This is a genomic window from Bradyrhizobium sp. USDA3516, assembly GCF_057651995.1.
Window position 1 is genome coordinate 68,267 of the sequence record NZ_JBYGYN010000001.1, and the last position, 13,162, is coordinate 81,428.

The 13,162-nt window shown below is 65.8% G+C and carries 13 protein-coding genes; 6 read left to right on the forward strand and 7 right to left on the reverse strand.

Going from position 1 to position 13,162, the window contains the following annotated elements:
• The first annotated feature begins 22 nt into the window (after positions 1–22).
• Entirely contained in the window at positions 23–1,624 is a 1,602-nt protein-coding gene (locus tag AC24YW_RS00495; RefSeq protein ID WP_487480857.1) for a M23 family peptidase, read from the forward strand.
• A gap of 81 nt (positions 1,625–1,705) precedes the next feature.
• The gene (locus tag AC24YW_RS00500) at positions 1,706–2,692 is read left to right on the forward strand and encodes a DUF808 domain-containing protein (RefSeq protein WP_487480858.1); all 987 of its coding nucleotides are present in this window, start codon (positions 1,706–1,708) and stop codon (positions 2,690–2,692) included.
• Positions 2,693–2,712: 20 nt separating this feature from the next.
• Here AC24YW_RS00500 and AC24YW_RS00505 read toward each other — a convergent pair whose 3' ends face one another.
• Positions 2,713–3,216, reverse strand: a complete 504-nt coding sequence (locus tag AC24YW_RS00505; protein WP_487480859.1) for a cupin domain-containing protein — start codon at positions 3,214–3,216, stop codon at positions 2,713–2,715.
• Positions 3,217–3,237: 21 nt separating this feature from the next.
• Positions 3,238–3,717 (reverse strand): carboxymuconolactone decarboxylase family protein, encoded by a 480-nt coding sequence (locus AC24YW_RS00510; protein WP_487480860.1) that lies wholly within the window; start codon positions 3,715–3,717, stop codon positions 3,238–3,240.
• A gap of 54 nt (positions 3,718–3,771) precedes the next feature.
• On the opposite strand from AC24YW_RS00510, the gene AC24YW_RS00515 reads away from it, so the two are divergent.
• The gene (locus tag AC24YW_RS00515; RefSeq protein WP_487480861.1) at positions 3,772–4,287 is read left to right on the forward strand and encodes a MarR family winged helix-turn-helix transcriptional regulator; all 516 of its coding nucleotides are present in this window, start codon (positions 3,772–3,774) and stop codon (positions 4,285–4,287) included.
• Between the two features lie 30 nt (positions 4,288–4,317).
• On the opposite strand, the gene AC24YW_RS00520 is transcribed toward AC24YW_RS00515, so the two are convergent.
• Positions 4,318–4,569 (reverse strand): hypothetical protein, encoded by a 252-nt coding sequence (locus AC24YW_RS00520; RefSeq protein ID WP_487480862.1) that lies wholly within the window; start codon positions 4,567–4,569, stop codon positions 4,318–4,320.
• A gap of 194 nt (positions 4,570–4,763) precedes the next feature.
• Between AC24YW_RS00520 and AC24YW_RS00525 the strand changes: the two genes are divergently transcribed.
• Complete coding sequence (locus AC24YW_RS00525) at positions 4,764–5,993, forward strand: lytic murein transglycosylase (RefSeq protein ID WP_487480863.1); 1,230 nt, start codon at positions 4,764–4,766, stop codon at positions 5,991–5,993.
• A 50-nt stretch (positions 5,994–6,043) separates the two neighbouring features.
• Here AC24YW_RS00525 and AC24YW_RS00530 read toward each other — a convergent pair whose 3' ends face one another.
• A complete protein-coding gene (locus AC24YW_RS00530) occupies positions 6,044–6,733 on the reverse strand; it encodes an FMN-dependent NADH-azoreductase (protein ID WP_487480864.1) in 690 nt (229 codons plus the stop codon).
• Between the two features lie 108 nt (positions 6,734–6,841).
• Between AC24YW_RS00530 and AC24YW_RS00535 the strand changes: the two genes are divergently transcribed.
• On the forward strand, positions 6,842–7,726 hold the full coding sequence (locus tag AC24YW_RS00535) for a LysR substrate-binding domain-containing protein (RefSeq protein WP_487480865.1): 885 nt from the start codon (positions 6,842–6,844) through the stop codon (positions 7,724–7,726).
• Between the two features lie 42 nt (positions 7,727–7,768).
• Here AC24YW_RS00535 and AC24YW_RS00540 read toward each other — a convergent pair whose 3' ends face one another.
• From AC24YW_RS00540 to recJ, 3 genes are all read right to left on the reverse strand, one after another.
• A complete protein-coding gene (locus AC24YW_RS00540; RefSeq protein ID WP_487480866.1) occupies positions 7,769–8,566 on the reverse strand; it encodes an aldolase in 798 nt (265 codons plus the stop codon).
• A gap of 96 nt (positions 8,567–8,662) precedes the next feature.
• Positions 8,663–9,472, reverse strand: a complete 810-nt coding sequence (locus AC24YW_RS00545; RefSeq protein WP_487480867.1) for an SDR family NAD(P)-dependent oxidoreductase — start codon at positions 9,470–9,472, stop codon at positions 8,663–8,665.
• 87 nt (positions 9,473–9,559) lie between these two features.
• Entirely contained in the window at positions 9,560–11,401 is a 1,842-nt protein-coding gene (recJ, locus tag AC24YW_RS00550; RefSeq protein ID WP_487480868.1) for a single-stranded-DNA-specific exonuclease RecJ, read from the reverse strand.
• Between the two features lie 190 nt (positions 11,402–11,591).
• Here recJ and AC24YW_RS00555 point away from each other — a divergent pair, with 190 nt between their 5' ends.
• On the forward strand, positions 11,592–13,112 hold the full coding sequence (locus AC24YW_RS00555) for a glucosyltransferase domain-containing protein (RefSeq protein WP_487480869.1): 1,521 nt from the start codon (positions 11,592–11,594) through the stop codon (positions 13,110–13,112).
• Positions 13,113–13,162: the final 50 nt, after the last annotated feature.

Consider the following 13,162-nt stretch of genomic DNA (forward strand, 5'->3'; position numbering starts at 1 on the left):
GGTACCGCCGGGGGGCGAGGCAGTGGGCAGGAAGGGTCTCCGCTACGTCTCGCTTCTCCTGGCGTTGCCGTCGCTCCTCGTTGCTGCACCGCTCGCGGCGGATGAATTCCGCAGCCCCTCGCTGACGGCGCTGCGCATCGAGTGGCGCGCGGCGCTCGACCAGATGCGCAGCGAGATCAACAGCCGTCCCCAGATTGCGGGCGACTTCATCTTCGCACCGCGCCGTTCGGTGCCGCGCTACGATCCGCGCGCGATGCCGGCACTGGTGCAGCTCAACGCGATCTCCTCTCGCTTCTTCACCGGCATTACCCGAAGTCCCGTCCCCGTGCTGCTGCCGTTCGACGCCGCCGCGTATCTCGATGCGCAGCGCAGCGGCGCGCCGGCGACGCTCGCGCTGTCGCGCTACCAGGCCGACTTCAATCCCGTCGACATGTTCGATGCCGGTCCTGCCGGCTACAGCGCGACCTTCTCGCTCGAGCCCGGCGCCGGTGACGGCATGCCGAGCCGGGTGTACGCAAAGCCTGTCGAGGTGCAGATCACGGGCTCGGCGCTGGTCTACGACATCGCCGATCCGGCCGGGGGCAAGGGCGAGCCAGTCAAGCCGCTCGCCGCAACCTACCCGGATCTGCGCAGGTTCATCCGGGAAGGCTATGTGCGCTATGCCTTCACCCGCTTCGGCGCCGCCTATGTGGTCTCGATCCAGTGCCTCGACAGTGTCGCGAGGCCACGGCGGCTCGCCTGCAAGGAGGCCTATCCGGTCGCCGAGCGCTTCCTGAAGGCACTGCGCGTCGCAGGCGGCCAGCGCATGCGGCCCCTGGCGGACGTTGCGTCCAACATCATCGACCGCCCCGCGGTGCGTTCACCGGATTTCAGCTACCGGCCGAGCGGCGACATCATTCCGAACACCGGCTACCGCAAGCAGGGCGGCCATCCCGACGCCATGGCCTATGCCCAGATCCGCTTTCCCTTGGAGAAGGCGCCCGCCTTCGTGCGTTCGCAATCCTTCGGCAAGCGCGACAAGAGCGAGGGGCCGACCGCCTATCCCTGGCGCGACAATTTCTGCGAGTCGCGCAGCTTCGAGGTATGGCAATGCGGCGGGGGTTACGGCCACCAGGGCGAGGACATCCGCGCCGCCGACTGCCCGCCGCCCGGTGAAGGCCGCGAGCCCTGCGATCCCAAGCGGCGCGGCGTCGTCGCCGTGCGTGACGCAATCGTCATCCGTGGAGCCAAGGATCAGGCCGCGACGCTTCAGGTCAATAGCCGAACCGAGCACATCCGTTTCCGCTACATGCACATGAACCCGCATGCGATGAACGCCGATGGCGTGCTCAACGGCCGCATCGTCACCGAAGGCGAGAAGATCGGCATGATCTCGAACTATCTCGACCGTCCCGCCGGCACCTCGATGCACCTGCATTTCGACGTCCAGGTGTTCACCCGCGACGGCTGGATCTGGGTCAGCCCCTACGTGACGCTGGTCTCGGCCTATGAACGGCTCATCCGCGCGCGCGGCCGCGAGATCGGCCCGGAGATCGCGGTCACGGCGCAGCCGGTGGCCCATGCGCTGCCGGAAGACGTGCTCAAGCCTGACTTACGCGAGGGAGCAGGCGGCGAGGAGAACTGAGAGCGTACTCGTTCGTTGCCGGAGCGGGCAGGACGCATCTGGTCGCGCTCTCCCCCCGCTCGAACGAAGAAGGATGGGTTGATGAGTGTCGGACTGATCGGTCTTCTCGACGACATCGCGGGGATCGCAAAGGTGGCTGCAGCCTCGCTCGACGATGTCGCCAGCCAGGCAGCCAAGGCAGGCACGAAGGCGGCCGGCGTGGTCATCGACGATGCGGCGGTCACGCCGAACTACGTCATCGGTTTCGCTTCGAAACGCGAACTGCCGATCGTCGGCAAGATCGCGGTCGGATCGCTACGCAACAAACTGCTGATCTTGCTGCCGATTGCCCTGCTGCTCGGCTATTTCCTTCCCGCTGCGGTCACGCCGCTGCTGATGCTGGGCGGCGCTTTTCTCTGCTATGAGGGCGCCGAAAAGGTACTCGAAGCCGTGATGCCGCATCATGCGCACCAGCACGAAGCTCAGCTCGAGCCGATTGCGTTGAATGCACAGTCGGTCGAGGACGAGAAGGTCGCTGGCGCCATCAAGACGGATTTCATCCTGTCGGCGGAGATCATGGCGATCACGCTGGCGGCTATCCCTGCGGGCAGCATCTGGACGCAGGCGCTGGTGCTGGCGCTGGTCGGCCTCTTCATCACCGTTGGCGTCTATGGCGTGGTCGCCCTGATCGTGAAAGCGGACGATGCCGGCCTCGCCCTCGCGCGCTACGACGGCGCCTCACTCGCCGGCGGCGCGATCCGCTTGCTTGGACGCGCGCTCGTCCGCGGCATGCCCGCTTTCCTGGCGGTGCTGAGCACGATCGGCACCGCCGCCATGATCTGGGTCGGCGGCGGCATCATCCTGCACGGCATCGAGAAGTACGGCCCACCCGCGATCGGCCACACGGTCCATGCCATAACCGAGGCTGCCGCACATCTCGTTCCATCCGTTGCCGGCATCGTCGAATGGTCGGTCGAGGCAGCCATCTCGGGCGCGCTTGGACTGCTCGTCGGCGCGGTTGCGATTCCGGTCGTCCAATACGGACTCGCGCCGGTCTGGAAGCGTTTGAGGCGACCGCGGTCGGCCTGAGCGCGGCCGTCGCGTGCAGCCTATTCCAGGAACGTCGTCAGCTGCGCGCCCTCATCCGCCACGAACACCGCGATCAATTCCGCCGGCTCGGTCATGCTGGCATTGGCCGAGATCAGGTGCGTCGAGCCCGGCGGTTCGAAGAAGGACTGGCCGACGCCGAACGTCTCGACCGGGCCGCCGCCGAGCTGCGAGCGGATCTCGCCCTTGGTGATGTAGGCGGTGACGGAGCCGGAGTGACGATGCGGCCGCGAAAACCCGCCTGGACCATAGGACACGCGCACGATGGTCACGCGCTTGCCGGGCACGTTCGGAAGCGCGTAGGAGCCGATCGGCTCGACCTTGTCGAGCGGCGAGCCCTCCGCTGCCGTCGCGCAGAGCGGCGCGAGGACGCTGGACACGCTGTCGATCGTCACCGGCAGAGCTTTGCCGATCGCCAGCGCGCAAACAAGTCCTGCGACGACGGCGAACGCCGCCGAACGTGACGGCGCCGGACACTGCACCACAGAAAGGCTCATGGCTGTCATCGTGATTTTCCCCTCTCTTCGTCAGGACGAAGCTGCAACGGCAGTCGCCGGCCGTCGTGCCGGCGTCCAGCGAAACGCCGCGCCAAACCGGTTCCAGACGTTGATCGAGGCGACCGCCGAGGTCAGGTATGTCAGTTCAGTCTCGGAGAATTCGCCGGACGCTTCCGCGTAGACCTCCTCGCTGACGCCGTCGGGCAGGCAGGTCAGCGCCTCGGCCCAGGCGAGCGCTGCCCGCTCGCGCGGCGAAAAGATCGGCGCCTCGCGCCAGACCGCGATCAGATGGAGCTTGTCGAGGGGGACGCCGATCCGCTCTGACAGCAGGACGTGGTGCTGCACGCAGAACGCGCAGCCGTTGATCTGCGAGGCGCGCAGCTTGACCAGCTCGAGAAGCTGCTTGTCGAGGCCGGCCTTGGCCGCAAGCTGGCCCAGCGCCAGCACCAGATCAAACGCATCGGGCGCGATCCGCTTGAAATCTTCGTATTCGCTGCGGGCGTGTGCCATTGCCATTCACCTCGGCTTACTATAAGAGCTCAGATATCTTATAAGAGCTCTTATATGTCGCGCAAGACGAATGTCACGAAATCGCAATCGGGACGCAAGGCCGTTGCGGCCGCGGTGCATGTCCCCGCAGCGGGCCAAGGCAAGCGCGGCGAGCAAGGCTATCTCGGCTATCTGCTGCGCCAGGCTCACGCCGCGGTTCGCCTGACGATGGAGCGCACGCTCGCCGATCTCGGCGTGACCTCGCCGCAATTCGCGGTGCTGACGATGCTGAATGCCTATCCGGGCTTGTCGGGGGCCGATGTCGCCCGCCTCACCTTCCTGACACCCCAGACCGTCGGCGTCATCATTCGCAATCTCGAGCGCGACGGCGCGATTGCGATGACGCCTCATCCCGTTCACGGCCGCATCCAGCAATGGACGCTGACGGCGCGCGGCGCGACGCTTCTGAAGGCGTGCCGGCAGCGCGTGCTCGAACTGGAGAAGCGGCTCGCTCGCAATCTGGATCCAAAGGCGGAAACCACGATCCGGCGTTGGCTCGCCGGACTCGCGGCTGACCTTCAGGAGGACTAGGCGACCGGCATTCGCCGGCTGTCACGGCTGCTAACCGCCTTTCAAGGCGTTCCTGACCGCGCCGTCCGGCCAGCTCTCGTCGGCCGCGATCACCCGCACGCGGGTCCGGTCGGCGGGATTGACCAGCACGTGCGAATGCACCCGCTCACCGCTCGGCTCGAGGTGCAGATCGGTTTCGGGCTTCCAGCTCAGCGTCGTCGCGAGGTCGCCGGGAAAGATCTTCCATTGGGATCCGTCGTCAAGTTCGACGATATGGCTTTCGGCATGTGCGCGTATCTTCATTCCACCCCGATGTTTCGATGAACAGGAGGGACGGCCCGACCACGGCCGGCTCTTCTCCTCGTCCTGGTGTGGAGGGAATGCGGGAGTGCGGCACTTGTTCCGGTGGGAACGACCCACGGGATCGGGCCGCGTTGACGCACTTGGCCGTTTCGGAACCGACTCACGCTGGCCATGTTTCCGGCTAGAATGCGCCCATGAAGCACACTGATTCCTCGCCCCGTCACACACGGCGCGCCCTGCTCCAGTCGACGCTCGGTGCAGCCGCCTTGCTTGCGCTTCCCACCCGTGCGCTCGCCGCGCCTCCCCGCTTCGACGAATGGCGCGAGAACTTTCGTGCGCGCGCAATGGCAAAGGGCATTTCCGCCGCGACATGGCAGCGCGCGATGGGACGGGTCGAACCCGACATGAGCGTATTCGCGCAGATGCGCAACCAGCCCGAATTCCGCGAGCAGGTCTGGCAGTACATCAACCGCCGCGTCTCGGACTGGCGCATCATCAACGGCAAGATCGCGCTGAAGAACAACGAGGCGCTGCTCGCCCGCATCGAGCGCGATTTCGGGGTCGAGCGCGGCACGCTGCTGGCCCTATGGGGCGTCGAGTCCGCCTATGGCGATCCCTTGGTGCAGCAGAACCACATGAGGCCGGTGTTTCCCTCGCTCGCCGCGCTCGCCTGGAACGAGCCGCGCCGCAAGGCCTATTGGGAGACCGAGCTAATCAATGCACTGCGCATCGTCGACAAGGGCTGGTCCACGCCCGAGGACATGCGCGGATCATGGGCCGGCGCGATGGGCCATTCGCAATGGATGCCGGAGGTCTGGCTCAATGTCGGCATCGACTATGACGGCGACGGCAAGGTCTCGCCCTTCGGCAAGCCCGACGATGCGCTGGGCTCGACCGCGAAATATCTCGTCAATCGCGGCAAGTGGCACCGCGGCGAGCACTGGGGCTACGAGGTGCGCGCGCCCGCCAACATGAGCGGCAGCCGGACCTATGCGGCCTGGCAGGCGGCCGGCGTCACCCGGGCCGACGGCCAGCCGTTCCCGCAAGCCTCCGCATCCGCGCAGATGTGGACGCCGGTTGCGGGCGGGCCGACCTTCCTGCTCGGGCCGAACTTCTACTCGGTGAAGAGCTACAACCCTTCCATGAACTACGCGCTTGCGATCTGCCATCTCGGGGATCGTTGCCTGGGAGCCCCGCCTTTCATCCAGCCCTTCCCGGGCTCCGAGCGTGCGTTGACGCTCGCCGAGGTGCAGGAGATGCAGACGCGCCTGACCAAGGCCGGCTTCGACACCGGCGGCACCGACGGCCGCGTCGGCAACGACACCATGAAGGCGGTCAAGGAGTTTCAGCAGAAGGTCGGGATCGTTCCCGCCGATGGCTACGGCGGACTCAAAGTGCTGGCCAAGCTGCGGCAAACCAACTAGCGCGGCTGGAAGCGCCAGCGCTGGCGCCTCCCTGCAGCTGCAGCCGACCCTCAAGCCGCGTTTCGCTGTTCTGTCAGCTTCAGCAGCTCGTCGACAAGGTCATCCACGGCACGCTCGGCGGCGGCAATCGACGCCTGCAACCGATCGTCGGCGAATTCGTCGTACTCGACTGCGACGCTGTGCAACGCCGTGATCCCCATGAATGCAAACACGTCCCGGACGGCTCCTTCGACATGATTGACGGCGGCCATACGTCCGCCCGGATCGTACCCGTAGTCTCCGCGCGAACCGACCAGGACAAGACGCTTGTCCAGGCCCGCAAGCAGCGGCGAATATGGATCGTCCGGACATGATCGGTCGAAGCCGAACGTGCGTCCGACCCGAACGACGTTGTCTATGTAGGCCTTGAACTGCGCTGGCACACCGAAGTTGTACATTGGCACGCCCGCGACGATCAGATCAGCTGAGATCAGCTCGTCGACCAGCGCATCGCTTTCCGCCAAAGCCTCTCTCATCCATGGCTCGCGCCGATCGGGCTTCGCGAAGGCCGCCTTGACCCAGTCGTCCGTCACCGGCCTCGGTGCGAAGCGACCGAGGTCGCGGCTGACGACGCGATCCCCCGGCCGCGACTGCAGCCATCGTTGGACGAAACGCCGAGTGAGACGCCTGGTATGCGAACCACGCGGATTTGCATCTGAAGGCTCTAACCGCGCGCTTGAATCGATCTGTAGCAGTTGCATTGCAGAACTCCTCTCATCTGTTTGCCCAATAGATCGGCTCAGGCCCCGTCGTTGACAAACGAAAGTTGCTCAGCTTATGCATGAACTGCATTCATCCACGAGTTCGCGATGAGAAGGCTTCCTCCGCTGGCGGGATTGCGTGCATTTGAAGCGGCGGCACGTCACCTCAGCTTCAAGCGCGCCGCCGATGAGCTCCACGTCACGCCGACCGCGATCAGCCATCAGGTGCGGCAGCTGGAGCAGACCGTCGGGGTCAGGCTGTTCGAGCGCCGGACGCGGCAGGTTCTGCTCACCGCGGAAGGTCAGGTCCTGTTTCCGGTCCTGCGCGACGGCTTTGATGCGTTTGCGCGTGTTCTGGAGGGATTGAGCCGGAAGCGGCGCCGGGCGGTGGTCACACTTTCGGCGACGCCGGCTTTCACAGCCAAATGGCTGGTGCCGCGTCTTCCTGGGCTCCGAAAGAGCAGAGCCGACATTGATCTCACGTTGCTGGCGAGCTTGGAGGTGGTCGATCTCAAATCGACCGCGGACCTCGCACTTCGCTACGGTTCCGGTCCCTATCCCGATCTGATTTCCGAGCCGCTCACGGTCGATCGTTTCGCGCCGGTGGTCAGTCCGCGCTTGGGCATCCGAAGACCGAGCGACCTGCGCTCAGCAACGCTGCTACATTTCGACTGGCACCGTCGTGATGCCCGAAATCCGACCTGGCGGCGCTGGCTCAAGACGGCCGGCATTAACGACGTTGATGCGCGCGCCGGCGTGCGTTTCAACGATGAAACCCATGCCATCCAGGCAACCGTCGCCGGCGCTGGTGTCGCGTTGCACAGTCTTGTGCTCGTCGCCGACGAACTTTCGCAGGGAACGCTGGTCGCACCATTCGGGCCGGAGTTGGAAGGCTTTTCGCTGCACTTGGTCCGCAGCCGCGACCGGCCGCTCACCGAGCCGGTCGAGGCTGTACGACACTGGCTGAAGTCGGAGTTCGACGCGGCCCGCTGATACGCAGCGCAGCTCAAGCGCGCCCCGGAATGACAGTCTGCCTCAGTGCCGATATTGCGGCTCCTCCGCATCAAGCTGCCGCCGAATCGCGGCGAGATGAAGCCGCGCGGATTCGGAATCGCCTTCGCGCATCTGCCTGTAGGTCTCGGCCGCAACGGCGGGATCGACCGGCAGCACCTTCCGCCCCGTCGACATCGCCAGCACCTGCACCTCGGCGGCGCGCTCGAGATAATAGAGATCGTCCCAGGCTTCCGCGATGGTCGGCGCCAGCACCATCACGCCGTGATGCTTCATGAAGACGATATCGGCGTCACCGACGGCGGAGGCGATACGCGCGCCTTCGCGGCTGTCGAGCGCGAGGCCGTTGTAGTCGCGGTCGACCGCGGTGCGGCCGTAGAATTTCAGCGCGGTCTGGCCGGCCCAGATCAGGGGATCGCCCTCGGTCATCGACAGCGCCGTCGCATAGGGCATGTGGGTGTGGAAGGCGACCTTGGCGCGCGGCAGCAGCCTGTGCATCTCGGCGTGGATGTAGAACGCGGTCGCCTCGGGCACGCCCTCGCCGTCGAGCACATTGCCGTGGAAGTCGCAGATCAAGAGCTTCGAGGCGGTCAGCTCGCGGAAGGCGTAGCCGTAGGGATTGACGAGGAACAGGTCGTCATGGCCGGGCACGACCGCCGAGAAGTGGTTGCAGATGCCCTCCTCGAAGCCGTTGCGCGCGGCCATGCGGAAGCAGGCGGCGAGATCCTCGCGCGCGGCGCGGATCGCGTCGGTGGCGAGATCCGGCCGGTTCGAGCGGAATGTCGCGGGCGCGGGTGAGGACGCGTGAAGGCTATGCGCCATGGCGAGGAGTACCTCTGTCGGTTGGCTGTTGCCCATCTTGTACAGGGGCTGCGCCAGCGCGTCAGCCCCTGCGGCCGCCACCCTGCCCTGCGCAGCTCAAGCGCGCCGCGGCACTGCGCCGGCGTTCATGCCGCCGTCGATGACCAGCTCGCTGCCGGTGACGTAGCGCGAGGCATCGGAGGCGAGATACAGCACGCCCGAGGCGATCTCCGCGGCCTGGCCGGCGCGGCCAAGCGGCGTGACGACGCGGGCGCGCTCCTCCGGATCGATTGGGGCATTCTGACCGGCGCCGGCCGCCCCCGTCGGGATCTTGCCCCAGATCGGGGTGTCGATGATGCCGGGGTGAACCGAGTTGACCCGGATGCCGTCGGCCGCCGCCGCACACTCCATCGCGATGGATTTGGCGAACAGCCGCACGCCGCCCTTGGTGGCCGAATAGGCCGACAATCCGGGCGAGCCGCGCAGGCCCGCCAGTGAGGACATCATGATGATCGAGCCGCCGCCGGTCTTGCGCATCAGGGGCAGGCAGTGCTTGACCGACAGAAACACGCCATCGAGATTGATCGCATTCTGCTTGCGCCAATCAGCGAGCGTCATGTCGACGATCGATGGCACGGCAATGCCGATGCCGGCATTGGAGACGAGTACGTCGAGGCGGCCGAAGCGTTTTGCGACCTCGGCGACGATCTCGATCCAGCGCTCTTCGCTGGTGACGTCCTGCTCCAGGAATACCGCCTTGCCGCCGTCCCTCGTGATGCGTTTGACGAGCTCGGTGCCTCTCAGCTCGTCGATGTCGGTCGCGATGACCGTAGCGCCTTCGCGCGCGAACAGCTCGACCGTCGCCTCGCCGATGCCGGAAGCGCCGCCCGTCACCAGCGCGACCTTGCCCTCAACCTGCCCTGCCATGCTCACTCCCTTTTTTGTTGTTTGGGCCCGTTGTCTTTGCGCATGATCTTTGTCGGAAAACCACTTCGCACTTTTCCGGATCATGCGTCATCTAATCACGGCTGGCCCCTGGTCCGGTAGCGCGATGTCGACGACGCGGAATTGCACGCGCTCGGCGCCCTGGTAGCGATCGACCGAGAGTGAGCCCGCGACATGCATCTGCTGGCCGCGATTGGCGAGCAGCGCATTGCCGAGCTTCTGGCCGATCGAACGGAACGCGATGCCGTTGACGATGGCGCCGTCACCCGCCTTGAAGCGCAGGCGCAGATGTGCCTGCCCGACCTCGTCGGCAAACACGAGCTGATGCGCCGGCAGCGCCAGCACCGGCTCCGGATTGCCGCTGCCGAACGGACCGGCGCGGTTGAGCGTCGTCGCCAGCTCCGGCGTCACCGCACGGGCGGTGACCGCGCCGTCAATATAGAGCTCGTTGACGTGGCGCGCCTCGGCGACGTCGCGCGCCAGCGCGGTCTCGATATGGGCGCGGAATTCGGCGAGCTTCTCCTTGCGCAGCGTCACGCCTGCGGCCATCGCGTGGCCGCCGCCCTTGAGCAGAAGGCCGTCGGCGACCGCCTGCCGCACTGCCTTGCCGAGATCGACGCCGGCGATCGAGCGGCCCGAGCCGGTGCCGATCCCGCCCGGCTCCAGCGCAATGGCAAAGGCGGGCCGCGAGAACTTCTCCTTCAGGCGGGAGGCGACGAGGCCGACCACGCCGGGATGCCAGCCTTCCGAGGCCGTGACGATCACGGCGAGCTTGTCCTCCAGCCCGATCGAGGCCAGCGCCTCGGCTTCGGCCTGGGCCTCCGCCGCCTGCTCGATGACACGACGTTCGCTGTTGAGACGGTCGAGCTCGGCCGCGATCCGCGCCGCCTCGACGCTGTCGCCTTCGAGCAGCAGCCGCACGCCGAGATCGGCGCGGCCGATACGGCCGCCGGCGTTGACGCGAGGCCCCAGCATGAAACCGAGATGCCAGGCCTCCGGCGGGCCGTTGAGCCGCGCCACGTCCATCAGCGCGGTGTGGCCGACATGGTCGCGCCGACGCATCGCGATCAGCCCCTTGGCGACGAAGGCGCGGTTGAGACCGATCAGCGGCGCGACGTCGGCGACGGTGCCGAGCGCGACGTGATGCAGCATGCCCAGGAGATCGGGCTCCGGCATTTCGCTGGTCCAGAAGCCACGCTGCCGCAGCTCGCGATTGACCGCGACCAGCGTCACCAGCACGAGGCCGACGGCGGCGAGATGACCGAGGCCGGAGAGATCGTCGAGCCGGTTCGGATTGACCAGCGCATCCACCACCGGCAGCTCCGTGCCAGCCTGGTGATGATCAATCACGACCACGGACATGCCGAGCCGCTTCGCCTCGGCGAGCGGCTCGATGCTGGTGGTGCCGCAATCGACCGTGATCAGCAGCGTCGCGCCCTTCGCCGCCAGCGCACGCACCGCTTCCGTGTTGGGGCCGTAGCCCTCGAAAATCCGGTCGGGAATATGGATCAGCGGATCGAGCCCGCAATGCCTGAGATGCCAGGCCAGCAGCGCCGCCGAGGTCGCGCCGTCGACGTCGTAGTCTCCGAAGATCGCGACCCTCTCGCCCCTGGTCGCGGCATCCGCGATGCGCTTGGCGGCGGCCTCCATTTCCGTCACCGTGAACGGGTCCGGCAGCAGCTTTCGGATGGTCGGATCGAGGAAGTCGGCGACGGCGTCGATGTCGACACCGCGGCCGGCCAGCACCCGCGCCAGCAGTTCCGGCAACTGGTGCCGCTGCACGATGGCGAGCGCCTGGGCTGCCCCGCGGGCATCAAGCCGGTCGCGCCACAGCTTGTCGGTGAGCGAGCGCGCCACGCCCAGGAAGGCCTGGGGCGCTTCGACGGGGAGCGCGGATGCGGGAGGAGCCATATTGCGTTCAGTCCCTACGACGAGGGTAGCACATTGGGCAATCGCCCGGTGCCTCGGCCGGGCGGTTTTGCACAACGGAGCCATGGTCCCTTTCCGCATTCAAGGGAGAGCTGAAAAGGCTCTCATTTTGGCCTCTTCGAACGCGCTGTTGTCCCTCGGCGACATCCGCCGATAGCAACAGAGGCAACCTGTGCAGGTCGAGGTGCTGAACGTTGGCATCGCAAGGGACGCCGTCTCGCGGTTTGCCGCGCCGTTCTGGGCAGTGCTCAGTCTCAACATCATTGCGCGCGGCCAGGCCCTGTTTGCGCCGATGTACTCCATTGACAGTTATGACGTCGCGCGGAAGTCATTCAGCGGCGAAATCGCCTATTCGCTCAGTGACGGGCGTTTCGTTCGCGCAGCTTTGTGGTGGCTGCAGGCGCAGATCGGATTCCTGCCGATCGAATCAATGTCCGCATCGATGTGCCTGTCGATACCGCTCTTCATCATCGCCGGATTCATCTTCGCGACCGCGATCATCGATGACATCAGGCAGCAAGAGGCATTCGCATTTGCGGCGCTATTCACCCTGCATCCGTTCGCGACCGAGTATTTTTACTACGGTGAGGTCACCTTGGCGACGGTGCTGGCGGTCGTCTTCGCGGCACTGGCCGTGTGGAGTGCCTATCGTGCGCCGTCATCGTGGCTCTGGCGTTCCGTCACTGTCGGAGCCGTCGTCCTTGCTTTGGGGAACTATCAGGTTGTGATCGGCCACATTGCGGCAGGCGGCCTCTTCGTTCTGGTGGCCGACCTCTGCATTTGCGGCAATGCCTCGTGGTCCACCCTTTCCGTTCTGCTCCGCCGTTTCCTCGGCCGCACCGCTGTCCTGCTGGCCGGCCTTGCCGTTTACGCCCTGTGCCTGCTGTCGACCAAATATCTATTCCCCGCGATAGCCTCAGGGAGAGCCTTTCGCGCCAGCTCACCAGACTTCTTCGAGAAGCTTCAGACGCTCGGCGCCGCGATGCGGCTTTCCTTTTTGCCGTCGCAGGATATCGCCCCCGCAACGTCGATCGCGACAAATATTGCGGCCGTGCTCTGCGTCGTCCTCCTGCTGTGGACGACCCTGCAACGGCGGGACAGTATCGCAGCACTCGTTACCGCATCGGCCGTCGTGGCCGCGATGGGATGCGCGCTGATTGCTCCACTCATCGGCGATATCCGCTGGCTGGCGCCGCGACTGCTATCGCCGATCGCGTTATGCATTGCGGCAGTCGGCGTGATCGGCTTTCGATCCGCCTCCGCCAAACTGAACCTTACTCTCGTTGCCGCATTCGCCATCGTCGTCGCGGGTTACATTGGTGCCGACGCCTCGATCCTGTTCGACCAGCGGCGCATGAACTTGTGGGACCATCAGGAAGCAAACCGCATCATCGCGCGACTTGAAACCGATCCCGCCTTTGGCGAGGCGACATCGCTGGCTGTCGTCGGCCGCCGCAAGGCGCATCCCCTCGCGCTTGCGACATCGTCCATCGACATGAATACATCCGGCCTCGGTTCGCCCTGGTCCAAGCTGGGGCTGTTCGAGCAAGCGACCGGCTACAGATTCGCCGCCCCGACGGACGCGCAATGGCAGGCCGCGATCGAATATTGCGGACATGGGACGATCTGGCCGCTGCCCGGCTCGGTCGGCTTGGTCCATGAGCTGGCCGTTGTCTGCCTCCCCCAACGCTGACCTTACGAAACGGAGGATAGCCGGCCCCGAATGACTATTATTTAGGCATC

Excerpts from the sequence above, each read along its gene's own strand:
- AC24YW_RS00500 (WP_487480858.1), top strand. The coding sequence starts at position 1,706 with ATGAGTGTCGGACTGATCGGTCTTCTCGACGACATCGCGGGGATCGCA.
- AC24YW_RS00505 (WP_487480859.1), bottom strand. The coding sequence starts at position 3,216 with ATGACAGCCATGAGCCTTTCTGTGGTGCAGTGTCCGGCGCCGTCACGT.
- AC24YW_RS00510 (WP_487480860.1), bottom strand. The coding sequence starts at position 3,717 with ATGGCACACGCCCGCAGCGAATACGAAGATTTCAAGCGGATCGCGCCC.
- AC24YW_RS00515 (WP_487480861.1), top strand. The coding sequence starts at position 3,772 with ATGTCGCGCAAGACGAATGTCACGAAATCGCAATCGGGACGCAAGGCC.
- AC24YW_RS00520 (WP_487480862.1), bottom strand. The coding sequence starts at position 4,569 with ATGAAGATACGCGCACATGCCGAAAGCCATATCGTCGAACTTGACGAC.
- AC24YW_RS00525 (WP_487480863.1), top strand. The coding sequence starts at position 4,764 with ATGAAGCACACTGATTCCTCGCCCCGTCACACACGGCGCGCCCTGCTC.
- AC24YW_RS00530 (WP_487480864.1), bottom strand. The coding sequence starts at position 6,733 with ATGCAACTGCTACAGATCGATTCAAGCGCGCGGTTAGAGCCTTCAGAT.
- AC24YW_RS00535 (WP_487480865.1), top strand. The coding sequence starts at position 6,842 with ATGAGAAGGCTTCCTCCGCTGGCGGGATTGCGTGCATTTGAAGCGGCG.
- AC24YW_RS00540 (WP_487480866.1), bottom strand. The coding sequence starts at position 8,566 with ATGGCGCATAGCCTTCACGCGTCCTCACCCGCGCCCGCGACATTCCGC.
- AC24YW_RS00545 (WP_487480867.1), bottom strand. The coding sequence starts at position 9,472 with ATGGCAGGGCAGGTTGAGGGCAAGGTCGCGCTGGTGACGGGCGGCGCT.
- recJ (WP_487480868.1), bottom strand. The coding sequence starts at position 11,401 with ATGGCTCCTCCCGCATCCGCGCTCCCCGTCGAAGCGCCCCAGGCCTTC.